This window comes from Vibrio sp. B1REV9, assembly GCF_905175395.2.
In the GTDB taxonomy this organism is placed as follows: domain Bacteria; phylum Pseudomonadota; class Gammaproteobacteria; order Enterobacterales; family Vibrionaceae; genus Vibrio; species Vibrio alfacsensis.
In genome coordinates this window covers 1,062,228-1,081,731 of sequence record NZ_HG992746.1, presented here as the reverse complement: position 1 = coordinate 1,081,731, position 19,504 = coordinate 1,062,228, and the positions used below count along the sequence as shown (strand labels likewise).

The 19,504-nt window shown below is 44.4% G+C and carries 15 protein-coding genes and 1 pseudogene; 11 read left to right on the top strand and 5 right to left on the bottom strand.

What is annotated here, in order from left to right; all coding sequences use genetic code 11:
- Positions 1–87 precede the first annotated feature (87 nt).
- A complete protein-coding gene (locus KHN78_RS18880) occupies positions 88–570 on the top strand; it encodes a murein L,D-transpeptidase family protein (protein WP_211918095.1) in 483 nt (160 codons plus the stop codon).
- A gap of 40 nt (positions 571–610) precedes the next feature.
- Here the strand turns inward: KHN78_RS18880 and KHN78_RS18875 are convergent, their stop codons facing one another.
- Positions 611–1,321, bottom strand: a complete 711-nt coding sequence (locus KHN78_RS18875) for a glycerophosphodiester phosphodiesterase family protein (RefSeq protein WP_211918093.1) — start codon at positions 1,319–1,321, stop codon at positions 611–613.
- A gap of 225 nt (positions 1,322–1,546) precedes the next feature.
- Between KHN78_RS18875 and KHN78_RS18870 the strand changes: the two are divergent.
- From KHN78_RS18870 to KHN78_RS18825, 10 genes and pseudogenes are all read left to right on the top strand, one after another.
- A pseudogene (locus KHN78_RS18870) lies at positions 1,547–2,216 on the top strand (response regulator transcription factor).
- On the top strand, positions 2,213–3,586 hold the full coding sequence (locus KHN78_RS18865; RefSeq protein ID WP_211918091.1) for a sensor histidine kinase: 1,374 nt from the start codon (positions 2,213–2,215) through the stop codon (positions 3,584–3,586). The pseudogene KHN78_RS18870 and the gene KHN78_RS18865 overlap by 4 nt, the downstream one beginning before the upstream one ends.
- Positions 3,587–3,761: 175 nt before the next feature.
- Complete coding sequence (locus tag KHN78_RS18860; RefSeq protein WP_211918089.1) at positions 3,762–5,855, top strand: TonB-dependent siderophore receptor; 2,094 nt, start codon at positions 3,762–3,764, stop codon at positions 5,853–5,855.
- A 75-nt stretch (positions 5,856–5,930) separates the two neighbouring features.
- Positions 5,931–6,698 carry a DUF3450 domain-containing protein gene (locus KHN78_RS18855; RefSeq protein WP_211918087.1) on the top strand — a complete coding sequence of 256 codons (768 nt, stop codon included), beginning with the start codon at positions 5,931–5,933 and terminating at the stop codon, positions 6,696–6,698.
- Positions 6,699–8,099 (top strand): MotA/TolQ/ExbB proton channel family protein, encoded by a 1,401-nt coding sequence (locus KHN78_RS18850; protein ID WP_211918085.1) that lies wholly within the window; start codon positions 6,699–6,701, stop codon positions 8,097–8,099.
- A complete protein-coding gene (locus KHN78_RS18845; RefSeq protein WP_128812507.1) occupies positions 8,099–8,653 on the top strand; it encodes a MotA/TolQ/ExbB proton channel family protein in 555 nt (184 codons plus the stop codon). The genes KHN78_RS18850 and KHN78_RS18845 overlap by 1 nt, the downstream gene beginning before the upstream one ends.
- Entirely contained in the window at positions 8,650–9,054 is a 405-nt protein-coding gene (locus KHN78_RS18840) for an ExbD/TolR family protein (RefSeq protein WP_128812508.1), read from the top strand. Before KHN78_RS18845 ends, KHN78_RS18840 begins: the two co-directional genes overlap by 4 nt.
- The gene (locus tag KHN78_RS18835; RefSeq protein WP_211918083.1) at positions 9,054–9,674 is read left to right on the top strand and encodes an energy transducer TonB; all 621 of its coding nucleotides are present in this window, start codon (positions 9,054–9,056) and stop codon (positions 9,672–9,674) included. The genes KHN78_RS18840 and KHN78_RS18835 overlap by 1 nt, the downstream gene beginning before the upstream one ends.
- Positions 9,671–10,843: a tetratricopeptide repeat protein gene (locus KHN78_RS18830; RefSeq protein ID WP_211918081.1), complete on the top strand. Its 1,173-nt coding sequence runs from the start codon at positions 9,671–9,673 to the stop codon at positions 10,841–10,843. The genes KHN78_RS18835 and KHN78_RS18830 overlap by 4 nt, the downstream gene beginning before the upstream one ends.
- A 502-nt stretch (positions 10,844–11,345) precedes the next feature.
- Positions 11,346–12,326 carry a porin gene (locus tag KHN78_RS18825; RefSeq protein WP_211918079.1) on the top strand — a complete coding sequence of 327 codons (981 nt, stop codon included), beginning with the start codon at positions 11,346–11,348 and terminating at the stop codon, positions 12,324–12,326.
- Between the two features lie 164 nt (positions 12,327–12,490).
- Here the strand turns inward: KHN78_RS18825 and KHN78_RS18820 are convergent, their stop codons facing one another.
- From KHN78_RS18820 to speA, 4 genes are all read right to left on the bottom strand, one after another.
- Positions 12,491–14,656 carry a S9 family peptidase gene (locus KHN78_RS18820; RefSeq protein WP_211918076.1) on the bottom strand — a complete coding sequence of 722 codons (2,166 nt, stop codon included), beginning with the start codon at positions 14,654–14,656 and terminating at the stop codon, positions 12,491–12,493.
- Positions 14,657–14,909: 253 nt separating this feature from the next.
- On the bottom strand, positions 14,910–16,115 hold the full coding sequence (gene emrD, locus KHN78_RS18815) for a multidrug efflux MFS transporter EmrD (RefSeq protein WP_211918074.1): 1,206 nt from the start codon (positions 16,113–16,115) through the stop codon (positions 14,910–14,912).
- A gap of 289 nt (positions 16,116–16,404) precedes the next feature.
- Positions 16,405–17,325 carry an agmatinase gene (gene speB, locus KHN78_RS18810; RefSeq protein WP_045409451.1) on the bottom strand — a complete coding sequence of 307 codons (921 nt, stop codon included), beginning with the start codon at positions 17,323–17,325 and terminating at the stop codon, positions 16,405–16,407.
- Position 17,326: 1 nt separating this feature from the next.
- Complete coding sequence (gene speA, locus KHN78_RS18805) at positions 17,327–19,237, bottom strand: arginine decarboxylase (RefSeq protein WP_211918072.1); 1,911 nt, start codon at positions 19,235–19,237, stop codon at positions 17,327–17,329.
- Positions 19,238–19,504: the final 267 nt, after the last annotated feature.

The following is a 19,504-nucleotide window of genomic DNA, read 5'->3' as shown; positions in this document are numbered from 1 at the left end:
CACATTAAGTTTGCTTTACTATTACCATCTGACTAGCATAGCTCCTTTTGAATATTTCTTGTTTCGGGTAAGTTGGGTACTGTGTTGATGTCAATAAAATGGTTATCTTTAGTCTTGTTTTGTACGTTGACATTTGGTGCGCATGCTGCGGTCGATTTAGTCAAAGTGGACAAATCCAAACGTAGAATGTATTTGATTGAGAATGGTGAAGTGGTTAAGGAGTACCGTATCGCGTTGGGGGCAAACCCAAAAGGTCACAAGCAAGAAGAGGGAGATAATAGAACGCCTGAGGGCGACTACACTTTAGATTACATCATTGAAGATTCTGCATTCTATCGCTCGGTTCATATTAGTTATCCAGATGCCATTGATCGGCTTGAAGCCCATCGACGTGGAGTCTCTCCGGGTGGTGATATCAAAATCCACGGATTGAAAAATGGCGAAACGCGATCCGCTCAGTTTATTCAAAGCTTTGATTGGACGAATGGTTGTATTGCAATCAGTAACGAAGAAATGGATGAATTTATTGAGCTAGTCAAGATGGGAACCCCAATTACGATTGAGTGGTGATGATTGCTCTCATTGATTCCCATCTTTGGTTATAGAGTAACTATTCCATGAATCGACTCGGGTAGTCGCTAAAAATACCATCGAGCACTGGCAAGTGCTTTAGCTTGTTTGGGTTGTTCACGGTATAGCACATCACTTTAAATCCCGCCTGTTGAAGCTTAAGGATCTGGCGCGAACGCACCCAGTTAATGTTTAGATTACAACTGTAAGCGTTGACCTCTTCCAATAGCGCACGATCTTTACGTGTAAAAAATTCACTTAATACACCAAGACGATACCCTTTGCAGTTTTGATGCAGCGCCCGTATGACGTCATGGCTAAAGCTAGACAGTAAGATACGATCGTGACTTAGAGAGCCTTGTGTTAGGGTTTGCGCAAGTATCTGAGCAACTTGTTCAGCGGAATGGTGGTCAACCTTGACTTCGATGTTCAGATTGAGCTGATGACTGTTAGCGAGTTCAAGTAGCTCAGCTAATGTCATGATTGGCTGGTGTGCGAACTCAGGACTAAACCAACTACCGAAATCGAGCTCTTTCAATTCACTTAATGTCATCTGATCGATTCGGCCTTTGCCATTGCTACAACGGTCAACAGTATGATCATGACAAACGACAAGAATGTTATCTTTTGTTGGCTGCACATCGACTTCCACCCAATTTAAGCCCATATCAATGGCAGCTTGAACACTGATTCTTGTGTTTTCTGGGTATTTTCCGGCCACGCCACGGTGACCAATCAACAGCGTTTTCATTTCGTTTTATTACTCCAGTAACAAGTTGATGAGATTGTACTCTAATTAAAACGCGATGACAGAAAGTCATTGGAATATGAGAATAAAAGCAGTGGAATCAAGGCAAATAACGGTCACCAAATGATATGAGTACAATTAAGCAGAAAAACCACAAAAACTATGGTTGTTTAATTTGTAAATGAGTAATAGAATGCGAATTATTTACATTTGAAATGGTAATTGGAAATGTCACGAGTATTGATCGTGGACGATGACGTTCCTTTATGCGAATTACTTGAAGCGGTGTTGCAAGATGAGGGTTATACCGTCTCATCGGTTCATTGCGGTGAAAGTGCCTTGCAATACATGGAAAAAACGTCGGTTGATCTCGTTCTGCTTGATGTGATGTTACCGAACCTAAATGGAATGCAGGTTGCACGTCGGATTTGTCAAAGATTCGCTACGCCGATCCTGATGCTTACCGCATTGAGTGATGAAAACTCTATGCTTGATGGCTATCAAGCAGGGGCAGATCAATACATCGCAAAACCTTTTAACGTCGCAGAACTACTCATGCGAATAAAAGCGGTTCTTCGTCGTGTTGGTTTAGAGCGTCATAGGCAAGCAATGTGTGCCACTGTGCAAAATATCAGCGACCGCCTGAATAGTTTGCCATTAACAGAGACCGAAGCGGATTTATTGGGGTATCTGGTAAAAAAAACCGGGGCTAGTGATCTCGAAAGCCGAATTGCAAATTGAAGTGCTGAAGAAAGAACTGAGTCCATTTGACCGAAATCTCGATATGCACATAAGTAACATTCGTCGTAAGTTGGTTGAGGGTGGACTATCGAAGCAACATATAAAGACGCTTAGAGGTAAAGGCTATAGTTATATCGAGGCCGCTGCGGGGGCATGAAGTTTCGTTGTCCGTCGTATATATCACAACGAAAAGACAGCCTCGCATTCCAGCTTTTTAGCTACATGACGGCGATAGTCTTTAGTATTTTAGCCGTGCAAGCGCTCGCTGAGCAGGCGTTGGTGAAAGCCGTATTAAAAGTTCCGAATCACGTAAAAACAGAAATGTTGGATTTAGCCCATCAAGCTAATGTGATGATTGAATATGGTGATATGGATGAACTGGCCGATTGGGCCAATAGCCAGAAATACTATCTATTTGTGTTAGACGAAAATCTTCACCCTTTAACTCATCGGTTGATGCATCCGCATTTTGAATTCAAATTGCAATTCAAAAGGAGCCTTGATGAGCAGTTAAAAGGGAGAGTGAGCCAACCAATTTTTAGTATTCCCTTGGTTGGTAACAACAGCTTAGTGATTCAGTTGCCTCATCGTTTGCATCCGGCACGTGAGTTTATTCTCTATTTCAATGTGTTAAAAGTTGCTATAGCGGTTGTCATCTTGGCTTTGTTTTCATTGCTGATGGCAAGGAGTTTACAACAGCCTTTAGACAGATTGAGAGAAGCGAGTAAAAAGCTATCAAACGGTGATTTTAATGTCAGCGTTGTGGATGAATTGAAGTCCAATACTCGAGAGTTTAATGAGTTGGCTCAAGATTTTGATGACATGACGAAAGAGATCCACACTCTAGCTGAAAAACAGCGCTATCTGATCCGAAACGTATCTCATGAGTTGCGCACACCGCTTGCTCGTCAAAATTTGGTACTGCATTTACTGCGTAAGCGAGTGAGCGAGAGTGAACAAGGTCTCGTGACTCGGATGGAAGAAGAGGCGAATGAACTGAACCACCTCGTTGGCGAGATTTTAGAATTCAGCCGACTGGAGAATGCTCGCTACGATACCGAATTGAAACGTATTGATTTAGAAGTACTGTTGGAACCACAAGTTGAGCGCTGCAAGATTGATCTTAAAGTGGATCAGGAACTGATTTTTGAATCAAAGGCGCTGTTGAGTAAAGTGCAGTGTGACGATACTTTGGTGATCCGTTGTTTGAATAATGTTATTGGGAATGCACTCAAATACGCGGGTCCATCTGCAAAAATTGAGGTCTCTTTGGTTAATGAGCGACATGAACAGCAGAATTATTTAGCGCTTATCATTGGAGATAATGGGCCAGGCATTCCTGACAGTAAGTTGTCTGATATCTTCAACCCGTTTACGCGACTAGACCCATCACGTGACAAAAAGCTAGGTGGTTATGGCCTAGGGCTTGCGATTGTTAAGGAGTCGATGCGAATGATGGGTGGCAAAGCAAAAGCGACGAATCGCTCTAGTGGTGGGTTGGCAGTCACATTATTGTTCAAGCAGTGATGGTGCAAGTCTAAATCCGCAGCAGTCATTTCGAAATTTACAAAACTTTACGAATGCAAAGAATGTAAATCTGATGCAAATAGTAATAATTATCACTTATATTCACAGCCGAAATAATTAAGAGGGAATTACACAACATGTTGTGTGCCCCGAGAAATAGTCGGAGTGAAAGGATATGTTTACTAAGAGCCAACTGGCATTAGTGATCGGTGCGGTGCTAGCAGCACCTGCAGTGGCAGACGTTCAAAAAACAGATGAACACCTGGTTGTCGAAGGCCGAGAGTTTGGCTACAAAGCGGATACAAACAGTACAGCAATGCGCATGGAAATGACGCAGTTGGAAACGCCGGGACAAGTCGCAGTTATTGATGAAGCGGTGATCGATGAACAACGTGCTAGCACTCTAGGTGAGGTTCTACAAAATGACGCAAGTGTGAGCGCTGGCGGTACAAGCCGTAACCGAGAGCGCTTTTCATTACGTGGTTTTGAGCTGAGTAGCTCTGACGGTTTCCTAAAAGATGGTCGTCAACACTGGTCACATTACCGTCAACCAATTGAGCTTTTAGAGCGAGTGGAAGTGCTTAAAGGCCCATCCGGTTTGCTTTACGGCAAATCAGAGCCAGGTGGTCTTGTGAATATGGTTTCTAAGAAACCAACACATGAAACGCAAGTAAACCTTAGCCAAGATATTGGTTCAAATGATCACTCGCGCACCGTTCTTGATGTTAGTGGTGCGTTGAATGCAGAAGAGACATTGCGAGCTCGAGCTATTTTTGCAAAAGAAAGCTACAGTTCATGGCGTCGTTATGGAGATGGCACCAAGCCCCAGACGGATCGAATGGTAGGTGGATTGGTTGTCGAATATGACATCACGGAAAACATCATGGTGACTGCGCACTATGATCGGACCAAAGATGAAGGCAGCGTTGATTCGGGTGCTTATGTTGTCGATGGACATGTTGTCCGTGGTGATAAGTACATTTGGGATGCACAGTGGTCGAACATTGATAACGACGTAGAAAACTATGGTATCGATATCAACGCGCAAGTCACCGACAATGTGAACGTAAAAGCGGGTTACAACCGCCAAGACTTCAACCGTTTTGACGTTGAGTCTTACCCTAAATTCGACCAGTACGAAACGGATGGTACTATCCGACACAAAGGTAATGAGCGAACAGATAACTGGGTATTTGATACGGCTTATGCCGATGTAACGTCAGAGTTTTCGTTGTTTGGTACAGAAAACATCCTGTTAGTTGGTGCGAACTATCTGGATTACAGCTACGACCGCTTTATGGCATTTCATAAGGGTGAGTACGTACCTGCGGGTGAAACGGTCGTTAAGCCTGCTCCTGTTAGTTCAAAGAAATGGCCGACCAGTGAATATGATACTTGGGGTATCTACGTACAGAACATGATGACGATTAACGATTACTGGCAGGTATTGGCCGGTGTTCGTTACGATGAAAAGCGCAGTGATCAACTCACAGAAAGTCAGGTATCACCGAAGTTGGGTGTCATTTTCCACCCGGCTAGCAACGGTTCTATCTACGTTCAGTACTCTGAGAGTTTCATGCCTCAAGGTATGGTCAGTGATGACAAGTACACCAATGATGGTGAAGAGTTGGATGCTGAACGCGGCATTTCTTACGAAATTGGTACTAAGTGGGAGTTGTTCGACGAACGTCTATACCTCACTGGCGCGTTGTTTGATATTACGTTAGAAAATGTGCCCCTTGATGTAGAAGACGGCAAGAATGCGGATGATGAGTTGATGTACAAGCGAACCCAAGATGGTGAACAAGTGCACCGCGGTGCAGAGATTCTTGCGCAAGGTTTTGTTACGGATGCACTATCGTTGACGGCTTCTGCTATGTACCTAGACGCAGAGATCACGGAAAGTTCGACGAAGTACAAAGGAAATCGTCCGGCTGATGTGCCTGAGTTTTCGGCAAGTGTTTGGTCTAGTTATCACGTTCAGGCTAATACAGACCTGAACTTAGGCCTAATTTATGAAGGTGAACGCTACGGTGACGCAGCGAACACGTTTAAGAAAGATGGGTATGCACGTATTGATATGGGCGTCGCGTACACACACAAGTATGATGAGAACTTGGATATTGTTGCTCGCTTTAATGTTGAAAACTTGTTTGATACTGATTACCTAGGTGGTGGCGGTAGCACAAACAGCCAACAAGCTGGTGCAAATGGTGTAGTGGTCGGTGAGGGCCGAAACTACATGGCGACTATTCAGTTCAAGTATTGATAACAATATGATTTTAAAAGGGGAAGAGTAGTCTTCCCCTTTAGTCGTTTCAAGAATAAAGATATTTAAACTCGTATGAATCTAATGAAATCAAGTATCGCTCTGTTGATCTCATCGGTTTTGATTCCCGCATATGCGGATAATCTAAGCGATGCCCAGGCAGTGCAGAGTAAAACGAACCAAGCGTCGGCAGTCAGTCAAAAGCGAATCGACGCCAGTGCAGAGACTGCATTGACTTTGGAAGCTGAAATTGAACAGTTGCAGGAAGAAGTAAGCAACTTGAAGATTTACCGCGATCACTTGTCCAACCTTGTTGAAAGTCAAAACCAAGAAGTGAGCAATTTAAATGAACAGATCGTTCAGATTGCGCAAACTCGTCAAGGGGTCGTGCCTTTGATGTATCACATGCTTGATGGTTTAAAAACGATTGTTGCAAATGATAAACCTATTCGTAAAGCGCAACGAGAAGAGCGTATTGCTAAGCTAGATACCATGATGACTCGTGCGGATGTCGCGGATGCTGAGAAGTTTCGTCGAATTTTAGAAGCGTATCAAATTGAAATGGATTACGGCACGAAACTGGGCGTTTACCAAGGTAAAATTGCTCTGAGTGAGAGCGAACAAATTGAAGCTGACGTCCTTTATCTCGGTCGCGTTTCATTGGTTGCTCGCAGCTTATCGGGTGAACATTTCTGGAGTTGGTCTCAAGCACAGAGCGCATGGCTACCTGTCGGCAAAGAACAAAAATCAGAATTGGATAAAGCTTTTGCAATGGCAAACAAACAAATTGCACCGAGTATGCTTACTTTGCCTGTGTCTCTAAATATTGCGGAGGGCAAATAAATGATGAAAAAATGGCTATCGGTTGCATTGCTCTCTTCTGCTGCGCTTCTACCACACACCACACTTGCAAGTGACAACCAAGTTGCTTTAGATAAATCCTTAGTACAAAAAGCGCAGCAAGAGAACCGTCAACAACAGTCTCATAATACCGTTCGTGAATCTGGTTTTAAGCAAACACAGCAAGAACTGCAAGTGATGAAAAATAAGCTTGTTGCAGAACGTGCCGCGCTACAAGCAGAAGCTGACACACTGAGTGTGACATTCAGTGAAAATGAAGCTGAGCTAGCACAGCTAGAAGAAAAATTACGTTTAGAAACGGGCAGCTTGGGTGAATTGTTTGGTGTTGTTCGCCAAAACGCCAAAGAGCTAGAAGCGGAGCTAAAACATTCTGTCACGGGTGTTGATGCGAATACTTACCTGCAAAACATAGATGATATCGTCGCGGCAAAATCACTACCAACACTCACACAGCTAGAAGCCATGTGGCGTAGTATGGCAGAGCAAGTAAAAGCAAGTGGCGAGATAGCGAATGTGTCATTCAATTTACTGGATGGTGAAGGTCGAGAACAAACCGTTAATGGTATTCGTCTTGGCTCAATGGCGCTGCTTGATGATGCGGGTTACGTCAAATGGAATGGTCAACGCGGTGATGCGGTGAACTATTTACGCCAACCGGAACATGGCCCAACGGCGAGCACGTTGACCAGTGCACTTAATAGTGGCGACATGACATCGCTGGTGATTGACCCATCTCGCGGCATTCTACTTGAACAATTAGCCAACTCACCAACATTGTCTGATCGTCTAAATGCTGGTGGTGTGGTGGGCAATATCATTCTTGGCCTGCTGGCGATTGGTCTCATTATCGCCTTGGTTCGTGGCGTGTCACTGCTGATTGCTCGTCAAAAAATCGCGAAACAGCTAAAAGCACCGACTCAGCCAGGTGATAACCCATTAGGTCGAATTTTGGCGGTTTATCAAAAAGATAAGCACCGCAGTGTAGAAGCATTAGAGTTGCGTCTGTTAGAAGCAGTTGTTGATGAGCAAACCCATCTAGAGAAAGGCTTATCGATGTTGAAACTGCTTGCTGCACTTGCGCCAATGCTTGGTCTGTTAGGTACGGTAACAGGCATGATCGAAACGTTCCAAGTGATCACTCAGTTTGGTAATGGCGATCCAAAAGTCATGGCTGGTGGTATCTCTATGGCGCTAGTTACAACTGTTCTTGGTCTTGTTGCGGCAATGCCATTACTTCTTGCGCATAACGTATTGAGTTCACAAGCAGAAAATATTCGCAATATCCTTGAAAAACAAGGCATTGGTCTTGTGGCAGAGCAAGCTGAACGTGATATGGCGAAAAGAAATCAAACCTCTAATAAGATAGCGGAGCACGCAGCGTAATGGAGCAGATCCTACTCAACACTTTGGGTTTGATCAGTGAGGATTGGGCAACAACCTTGATTAGCTTTATGCAGCAAGGTGGCCAGATCCTGTGGTGGTTGGCAGCCGTTGTTGCGGTATGTTGGTTACTGGTTATGGAGCGTGTTATTTACCTAACAGCGGTATTTCCAAAGGTGAAAAAGCAGCTTTGTGATCAGTGGTCCGCAAGACCCGATCACCATTCTTGGTATGCACATCAAATCCGTGATGGCTGGATTGCGAAAGCACAAATTGAACTCCGCCAGCATCTTTCAACCATTAAACTGCTTGTAGCGATTTGTCCGATGCTTGGCCTACTTGGCACCGTAACCGGCATGATCACGGTCTTTGATGTGATGGCGACTCAGGGCAGCAGCAATCCCAAATTGATGGCTTCAGGTATTTCACTTGCGACATTGCCGACGATGGCCGGCATGGTAGCAGCTTTAGCCGGTATGTTTGTGCATGCTCGCCTAAGTAAAGTGTGTGAGCGTAAAGCTATCCAGTTAGAACAATCTTTAAGGAGTCAGAAGTGAGACTCGGACGTAGATCTAATCAGCAAGATGAAGCGCAAATTGATTTAACCTCAATGCTGGACATTGTATTCATCATGTTGATTTTCTTTATTGTAACCAGTTCGTTTGTACGCGAGTCCGGTGTGGAAGTTAATCGCCCACAGGCGTCGAATGTGGTTAGCCAAAAAGATGCCGGTATTTTTATTGCCGTCACTGCAGCAAACGATGTGTATATCGACAAACGTTTGGTCGATATCGAGCGTGTTGAAGCCACTATTGAGCATTTACTTTTAGAACAACCGGAAGCATCTTTGGTTATTCAGGCTGATGAGCATGCGTACAACGGTACAGTAGTGAAAGTGATGGATGCCGCAAAAGGTGCAGGCGTTAAGAGCATTGCATTGGCGGCGGAGAAACCTTAATGGGGAGGCTATTACTCGCACTACCCGTATCGTTGATGATCGCGGTGAGCCTGTTTAGCTTTATGGCGTGGATGGTCGACAAAGGCAATCAACGTGCACCAGAGTCATCAGAATCGGTACGCTTTGATATAGTGATGGTAGAAAATGATGCTGATGTGCAACGTCGTCAACGTTCTGTGCCAGAGCAACCTGATCCGCCAAAAGCTCCGCAGCCGATGGATTTGTCTCAAGCTGAAATGCAAATGGAAGCAATCAGTCCAGTCACGCCAATCAGTGCGTTAGGTTTAAACACGGCACTTGATGGTATCACGATCAGCGCCCCGAATCTAAAAGGCACCATTGGCAATCAGCAAGCACTTCCGCTATATCGAGTGGATCCTCGTTACCCAAGTCAAGCGCTTAAACGTAAAGTAGAAGGTTATGTGATCATGCGCTTTACCATTGATGCGACAGGTCGTCCTAAAGATGTCGAAGTGATTGAAGCAAAGCCAAAACGCATGTTTGAAAAAGAAGCCGTACGAGCACTGAAAAAGTGGAAATATCAGCCAAAAGTTGAGAATGGTGTGTCGATTGAGCAGTTCGGACAAACCGCTAGAGTGGAGTTCAAGTTAGCCAAATGATGAAGAAATTCTTACTCGGTGCGCTCTTGAGTTTGAGTGCTTTCGCATCGGTTGCCAATGAGCTAAGCCAATATGCAGCGACTCGCGTGCAGCGGGCGCATAACCTAGTACAAGAAGAAAAGCTCAAAGAGGCTATTTCGACCTTAGAGGCTTTAGAGCTTTCTCGTGGTTATGATCAAGCGTTTGTCGCTCGCATGCTCGGTATTTTTTATTGGCAGAACGAGCAGGTGACTTTGGCAATTAAACAGCTTGAAGTTGCCGTGAATAGTGGCTTATTAGACGATGAGCAAGCTTGGCAAACCCGGAAGATGTTGGCTGATATGTTGATCAATGAGCAACAATTCTCTAAAGCGTTGCCACATTACTATGATCTAAGTAAGTCGGTTCCTGAAAAACAAACCGCGCATGACATTTGGTTGCGTATTGCCCAGTCTCATTATCAGTTGAGTCAGTGGAGTAAAGTCCTGTCTGCGATGGGGCGTTATGAGCAATTTGGACAACCTGATGAACTGGCACCACTGTCCATTAAATTATCAGCAGAGCTAGAACTTAAAAGGTGGCAGCCTGCCATTGGGACGATCAAACGTTTGATTGTGATAGAGTCTGAACGTGTTGAGTGGTGGCGTCAACTAACGGCATTGTATCTTCGTGTAAATGATGACAAACGTGCGCTAGATTCAATGGCATTAGCGAAGTTAAAAGGGGTGGCATTGAGCCAAGAGGACCTTAAGCTGCTTGCTCAAATGTATGGTCGACGTGGTATTCCTGAGCGTGCAGCTATGGTGCTGGGGGAGCTGAAAGATATTGACTCTGACAGCAAACTTAAAGCTCAACAAGCGACGTATTGGCAGATGGCGAAAGAGTGGGATGAGTCCATCGAAAGTTGGCGTCTTGCTGCAAAGCTGGATCGTCAATATTACTGGAACCTTTCTCAACTATTAGTACAAGAAAGTCATTATCAAGAGGCACTTGTTGCCTTAGATAAAGTTTCTGGACGCAAAGCGGACGTGGCATTGGTTAAGACACGTGCTTACTATAAGTTGAAGCGCATTGAAGACGCCCTAGCGAATGCAAAAAGAGCGAATGAGATTGAACCATCTACGCAAGCCCAAAGTTGGGTGAAGTATTTAACGCAATTGCGCAAGGCGAAAGCGACGCAAAGTAGCTGAGTAGCTGAAAGTTGCTCTCGTTGAGCATTACATGAATAACTTAAATAACGAATGGAAAGGCTCGAGTGAATACTCGGGCTTTTTTTACTTTCTGAAAAGTTGTCTAATGTTCGGTTTCTCATAGATAAATACGCTTTGAAAAGCTTGTTTGAGCAAAATAAAACACTTTAGTTTGTTACCGATAAGCGCGCGTCAAAAACGTTAGACACCATTATTTAACCAGATAATGGATGGCTGCGGAAAAAGGTATCAAAAATGAGAAGCCACTCGCACGCTGGTACCTGTAACACGCAAAATGCTACACAAAAAATGAATGAAAATGAAAAGTTCACTTTTTTTATGTGATCAACGTTAAAAAAAAGTCACTAAAAGCAGCCGTTTGTCAGAAAGTATTTGTTTCATTTGTATTTCATTATTACTTTGTTATCTGTTCGTTGCGATCTATATCTAAAACTTTTGCTGTCGGAGCGAACCGGTACAAACAACTATATGGATGTTAACAATGAAAATGAAAACTCTAGCCGTTGCAGTGGCGGCACTAGCATGTGGTACACAGACTTTCGCAGCAGAAATCTACAACAATGATGGCACTTCTATGGCTATCGGTGGTCACGTTTCTGTTAACTTGAATGGTTCTGATGAAGGTAACACTGAAGTTGGTACTAACTCACCACGTATTAACATCTCAGGTAAGAAAGACATTGGACACGGTGTAACCGTAGACGTGAAAGGTGAATGGCAATTGAACTACCTAAACGGTGGCGAGAACTCATTTGCTACACGTTTAGGCTACCTAGGTGCGACGCATGAACAGTTCGGTCGTGTTGTGGGTGGTACGCAATGGTCTCCATACTACGACGTAGCAGGTGTTGCCGATTTACCAATCGCTTACGCGAATGACTTCCTTTACGACGATCACTATAACCTTGGTTCTGGTCGTGCGGAAAAAATGCTAAGTTACCGTAAAGGTTTTGAGTTTGGCGAAGGTTTTGGTTTCAATCTAGGTGTAGGTTGGCAAGGTGAACACGACATGTATGATGCACGTGGTCAAATTGCACTAAGCACTAAGCTTGCTGGTTTTGGCCTAGGTTACGTGTACAGCGGTGGTGATGTTACTATCGGCACTATGAAAAAAGATGCGACATCGCACATTTTCGCTGCTAACTACGGCGAATACGGCTCTGGTCTTTATGCCGCTATCGTGTACGGTATGAATGAATACTTCTATGACGATTTAGAAGAGACAGTCCAGCTTGAAGGTCTATTGGCATACGGATTTAACAATTTAACGCTGAGCGTGAACTACGAATCGGTAGAAAATGACAAAACAAGTAAAACACTATACAGCCAGTCTGCACTACAAGCGGAGTATGCAGTAACGCCATCATTCTACACTTATGCAGGTTACCAGTTCGACCTTGGTAATGATATTGGTGTAGCAGAAGATGATTCTTGGACACTAGGTGCTCGTTACTACTTCTAATAAATAGGACAGTTTCTACTGCCTAAACACGAATATTGTGTTAACGCCTACTTGTTATGAGTAGGCGTTTTTCTTTTTGTTGAGATCCTAAATGAGGTGGAAAACGTCTCATTAAAAATGCCCGCAAATGGCAGGCATTATGTTTTCGACTGAGTAAGAGACGCTTACTTGGTTTCAAGCAAATCTAAGAAAAACGCGTACTCTAGTGCATCTTCTTTTAATCGTTTAAATCGACCTGAAGCGCCACCGTGACCGGCTTCCATATCAGTTTTGAACAGCAGTACGTTGGAATCGGTTTTCAATTCACGAAGTTTGGCTATCCACTTCATCGGTTCAAAGTATTGCACCTGTGAGTCATGCAAACCTGTTGTCACCAACATGTTCGGGTAGTTCTGAGCTTTCACATTATCGTATGGAGAGTAGCTCAGCATGTAATCGTAGTAGGTTTCATCGTTCGGGTTACCCCATTCGTCGTACTCGTTGGTAGTAAGAGGAATCGACTCATCTAGCATGGTGGTGACGACATCCACAAACGGTACGTGAGCACCAATACCACGATACAGTTCAGGTGCTTGGTTAATGATTGCACCCATTAACAATCCTCCAGCTGACCCCCCAACGGCAAACACTTTTTCTTTTGCTCCGTACCCCTCCTCAACAAGGCCCTTTGTTACATCAATAAAGTCATTGAATGTGTTTTGTTTTGTCAGCTTTTTGCCGTCTTCATACCAAGGACGGCCAAGCATTTCAGATCCACGGATATGAGCAATCGCGTAAACGAAACCGCGATCAAGTAGGCTTAATCGGGTTGAACGGAATGTTGGTTCGATAGTGGCACCGTAAGAGCCGTAACCGTATTGGTAAATTGGATTGGTACCATCTTTTTTAAACAGGTCTTTGCGGTAAACCAGTGATACTGGCACTTGTTTGCCATCACGAGCGGTCACCATGATGCGTTCGGATTGATAGTTATCTGCATCAAAATCACCGAGTACAGGTGTTTGTTTCATGATTTCGGATTTGCCCGTATTGAGATCGAAATCAAAGTAAGTTCCTGGTGTGGTTAGGCTGCTGTAGTAGATGCGGACTTTTGAGTTATCTAATTCGTAGTTACCTGTCAGATAAGCAGCAAAAGCGGTATCGTTAAACTCAAGTGGGAACTCTTTGCCTGTTGATAACTGGCGAACCTTAACGGTTGATAAGCCGTTAGTACGTTGCTCATAAACGAGGTGATCATCGAATAAATCGAAATCGACAAGTTGAGTGTTGTTGTCTGCCGGGATGACATCGACCCACTTTGAACGGTCGTGCATGTCTTTGGTTTTAACTTTCATCAAACGGAAGTTCACCGCTTGATAGTTGGTGTAGATGTAGTACCAATCGCCCAGTTTAGCGATGCTGTACTCAATGCCCGTTTCTCGCGGATAGAATAGTTCTGCTTTAGCATTAGGGTTGTTGGCATCAATGACTGAAACGCCGCTCGTTTCTGTGCTTGAGTGCCAGATATAGACTTGTTCGCCATCTTTGCTTTTACTTAAGAAAGTATAGTAAGCGCTGTCAGTTTCTTCGTAGATCAGTTCATCGTTTGCTTGAGGTGTACCCAAAACGTGGCGATAAACTTGGTAACCAAGTAGTGTTTGTGGATCTTTCTTAATGTAGTAGAAAGCTTGGTTGTCGTTCTGCCATGCTATTGCACTTGAGGCGCCTTCGATTTCATCTTTTAGATATTCACCTGTTGTGAGATCTTTTATTTTGATGGTGTAAATGCGACGGCTCAGGGTATCTTCGCCGTAAGCCAAAAGGTTTTCATTTGGGCTGATATTTAACCCGCCAATGCTGAAAAATTCATGTTCTTTCGCAAGTTCGTTTACATCTAAGATGACGTGTTTATCTGTGCCAGCAAAGTCTTTAGCACGTAGGTGTACTTCATATTCATTGTCGCCTGTGACTTCATTTGAGTAATAGTATTTTCCCTTGCGCACTGGCACTGAGCTATCATCTTTTGCTATGCGACCTTTGATCTCCTCAAATAACTGTTCTTGCAATCTTTCAGTGTGCTTTAAAACGGTTTCTGCATACTGATTTTCTTGTTCAAGGTGCTGCAAGATTTCTGGATCTTGTCTTTCATCATCACGCATCCAGTAGTAGTTATCGATTCGTGTATCACCATGAATCGTCATTGCATGAGGGACTTTCTTGGCAACAGGAGCTTGAGTTTGTTGAGCAACGAGTTGCGATTGGGAGTATTCATTCATGGTTGGTATTCCTTGGTTGCTGCATCCGGTGATGAGCGCAGCCGAAACGGCCAGAGTAGTCAAAGTGAAGCGCATCTGTATGTCCTTATTTTGTACCTTACTCGTTTTAATGCCAGTATCCTTTTAATTGAGAGTTCAGGTACATTGGTTTTCTTCCAGTGATGTGTTTTATATCGGATACTGGCTCGATATGTATTTAAGCAATGGTTCTTTTATCAAATATTGGTAGGGATGTTAAATGCAAATACTGGCAGATGGGAGCTATTCGTGTCACAAAAAAGGGACATACTGAAAAGCATGTCCCTTTTGGGTAAAGTCGATACTTGTTTTAGATAGCCAATGGCATTTCGTTTGAGTGATCGTGCTTGCGATTAACCCAACGTAAGCCAAGCATTGCGATGATCGACATTGCCATCATCAAACAACCCAATGGCATTTGATCTTGTGCCGGGAAGAATGACGCTAATAATGTCGCGATACCCGCCCCAAGGTTTTGCATACCGCCCAAAATCGCTCCACCAGTACCAGCATGGTATGGGAATGGAGATAGAGCGCCAGTTGTTGCTGCTGGGAACAAAATGCCTGCACCCAAAAAGTAGATGGTTGCGCCGCCAACAAGTGTCAAAGCTGTTGTCATACCAAATAAACCAGGAATTAGGACAACGGCAGAACCAATAAAAATTGCGACCAACCCTACGTTCAATGCACGACGCTCAGAACGACGCTGCGCAATGTAACTTGATAAGCCAGCACCAACCAAATAACCAGGGATTGGCAATACGAAAAGCAAGCTGACTGTGGTTGCCGGCAAACCTAATACGCCGCCCAGTAGTACGCCTGCTGCCGCTTCAAATACTGCTACGCCCGCGAATGTTGCGACCAGCACCAACAAGAAACCTTGGAAGCGTTTGTCAGACAGTACGAATTTGTAGCTTTTTACGACCGATTCATGTTTGCGACGTTCCTTTGGTAGTGTTTCCATCATACTTGTCATCATGGTGATTACAACAGCGATACCAAATAGCGCTAAGAATAAGTAACTTGAACGCCAGCCAAACGCTTCAGTGAGGTAACCGCCAAGCACAGGTGCAATCAGTGGTGAGAAAATCACACACATGCTGATCAAGCTGTTTGCGCGGTGTAGTTCAGGACCTTCAAAGCAGTCACGAGTTAGAGTACGAGACATCGCTCCCCCACAGCCAATACCCAAACCTTGAATGAAGCTACCAGCTAAGAACCATTCGTATTCATGGGCAAACAACGCGACTAAAGTACCGAGAATGTAGATGATCAGACCAGCGATAATGATCGGTTTACGACCAAGGCGATCAGAAAGCGTACCGTATACAAATTGCGATAGACCGTAAGGGATCAGGTAACAAGCCATCACCGCCTGTAGTGAAGACGCTGATACCAAGAACTCCCCCGCCATATGACCGATAGAAGGCACGTACATCGTTTGAGTCATTTGACCTACGGCAGTCAGAATTGCGATTAAAAAGGTAAGTTTCGCTAATGGAAACGTGGCGGACATTTGCGCATCTCTCCAGAAATTTAAGACGTAAAAAGCCTTAGCGCTCCATATAGGAGAGCTAAATAAAGAAAGTGATTAGGGAATCTAGGCGCGAGATATTAGAGCTTGGCTGCTGACTTAGCAACCAAAAAGTGTGAACTTGAGCAAGATAAAAATCTATGATTTGGATTAGAAAAACTAATCTATTTTTTTGAATGTTGAATGTTGAATGTTGAATGTTGAATGTTGAAAACTAAAAAGGGAGCCGAAGCTCCCTTTGAAATTCTGTGCTCATTGAGAACAACTTTCGTTATTCACGACCTGAAGCGTATGCGTAAAGCAGTTCAAGAGCGATAGTTGCACCAGCTAGCGCTGTGACATCACTGTGGTCGTATGGAGGAGAGACTTCCACAACGTCCATACCCACGATGTTCATGCCTGCGAAACCACGAATGATTTTCAGAATTTTATCTGAGTTCAGACCGCCACAAACAGGTGTACCTGTACCTGGAGCAAACGCAGGATCCAGACAGTCGATGTCAAAAGTGACATACACTGGCTTATCCGCAACCGTGCGACGAACTTCTGCCAGAATTTCTTCGACAGACATGTCGTTCGCTTGCATCGCGTTGATCACATTGAAGCCGTGATCTTGTTGGTCATATTCAGTACGAATACCAATCTGAACTGAGTTCTTCGCAGAGATCAGTCCTTCTTTTGGCGCATGGTAGAACATAGTACCGTGGTCGTAAGAACTGCCGTTTGCGTATGTGTCAGTATGGGCATCGAAGTGAATCAGTGCCATTTGACCATGGTGTTTTGCGTACGCACGTAGAATTGGTAGCGTGATGAAATGGTCACCACCCAAACCTAGCATTGTCTTACCGCTTTTTAGAATTTCGCTTGTTGCCGCTTCTAGGCGGTAAGTGAAATCTTCCGCATCACCACAATCGAACACAAGGTCACCTGCATCGATCACTTTCAATTTATCAAATACGTTGAAGTCCCAAGGGAACTTCTTGCCTTCCCAAGCAAGGTTTACTGACGCACGACGGATCGCATCTGGACCCATACGCGCACCAGGACGACCAGAAGTCGCCATGTCCAGAGGAACGCCAAGCACTACAACGTCTGCGTCTGCCGATACAGGGTTTTTGATGTACGGTCGACGAAGAAACGACATAGAGTTGGAGTAAAGCGAATAATCGGTTTTAGTAAACAAATCATTCATATCAGAAGTCCTCTAAATAGGTGTAGCCTGCTAAACCTTGTTCTAGTTCAGCCAGGATTTGTTCTTGTTCATTGGCTTCAACACGCGCGGAAACCAATTGCTTGTAATTGTCACGAATCGCATCTACGTCGATATGAACGTAGCGCATCATGTCTTCTACGCTATCACCTTCGTTGATGTAACTGATCTCGAATTGACCATGTTCATCAACATTGACTACTGCACTATGGGTATCGCCAAATAGATTGTGCATATCGCCAAGAATTTCTTGGTATGCGCCTACAAGGAAGAAGCCCATTAGATACGGCTTGTCGTTGCTCCATGCTGGTACGGGTAGCGTGCTCTCGATACCTTGGCCATCAACATAGTTGTCGATAGCACCGTCGGAGTCACAAGTGATGTCCAACATCACCGCACGACGCTCTTCTACATCACCTAGTCCTGAAAGTGGAAGAACAGGGAACACCTGATCAATACCCCATGCATCTGGTAGCGATTGGAAAAGAGAGAAGTTTACGAAGAACTTATCCGCAAGACGTTCGCTCAACTCATCCAAAATTGGACGATGGAAACGGTTCTTTGTACTCATCTGGCGGCTTAGCTCGAAGTAGATGCGTAGTGACAATTGCTCTGCCCACGCACGTTGTTCAAGGTTCAACACGCCAGTTGCGAACTGCGAGTGTACCTCTGCTAAATCACTTTGGGTATCATTATAAATTTCGATCAATGCGCGAGCATCGGTGCCATCTTGCAAGTTCTCCCAATTTCGCCACATATTCTGTAACAAGATAGGGGCATCTTCAGCAGGTTCGAAGACTTCTTCTGGTTGGTAAGTTTCTGTACCAATCACGTTTGAAATCAAAACAGCATGGTGGGCGGTCAAAGAACGGCCTGATTCAGATATGATCACTGGCATCGGTTGTTCATACTGTTGACACACGTCGCCAACGGTATTCACGATATTACGTGCGTATTCAGCAAGTCCGTAGTTCATTGAGTTTGAAGATTGGCTACGAGTACCGTCGTAGTCGACAGCCAAGCCACCCCCAACATCGAAGTAATCAATGTTGGCACCCATTGCACGAAGTTCACAGTAGAAACGAGCGGATTCATTTACACCATTGCGCACGTCGCGGATGTTTGCCATCTGTGAGCCTAGATGGAAATGAACCAATTGCATGGTATCCAGTTTGTCTTCGCGTTTTAGGCGTTCGATCACACTCAATACTTGTGACGCTGATAGGCCGAACTTCGACTTCTCGCCGCCGCTTGCTTGCCATTTACCCGCACCTTGAGATGCAAGGCGGATGCGCAAACCAAGTCGAGGCGTTACGCCTAGGCTTTTTGCTTCTTCGAGTACTAGATCAAGCTCGGTTAGCTTTTCTAGTACGATAAATACTTTGTGGCCCAATTTCTCGCCGATCAGCGCAAGACGCACGTACTCACGGTCTTTATAACCATTACATACAATAACGGAGCTACCTTGTTGAGCCAGTGCCAATACCGCTAACAATTCTGGTTTACTGCCCGCTTCAAGACCGAGTTGTTTGGTCTCCAATTGAGCTTGGCTCGCAAGGATCTCGTCAACGACTTCGCGCTGCTGGTTTACCTTGATTGGATAGACAAGTAGGTAATTGTTTGGGTACTGGTATTCTTCAATGGCTTGGTTGAATGCTTGGCAAATACCATGCACACGCTGATGCACGATTTGCGGGAAGCGAACTAACACTGGTAGGTTAAGTTCTCTTGCTTCTAGCTCATTGACAATGGCACTGAAAGGGATTTGGTGGGCGCGGTCACTACGAGGTGATACATATACCTCGCCTTGGTCATCAATTCCGTAGAAGCCTTGGCTCCAGTAGTGAACGTTGTAGTCCGCACGAATGCGATCTAATTTGGATGCTTTTTCCACATCGAATCTCACAAAAATGTACTTAAGTCTTTAATTTAATAGAAGACAAAGTACAAAAAAGCAAATCATGAGGCATTAGCCTCATACCCCGACACGAACTCCGTGTGCGCGCATTAACGGTCAAAAGCAAGCGGGAGTCTAGTGATTATAATCTATCCTATCGACAATGGTTTGTTATGGATGTGTTCTGTAAACATTAATTTAACACAGTGTCCATTCTACTGTTATAGTTGGTCTGACCAGTTTTTGGTGTCTGTGGTAAATTGA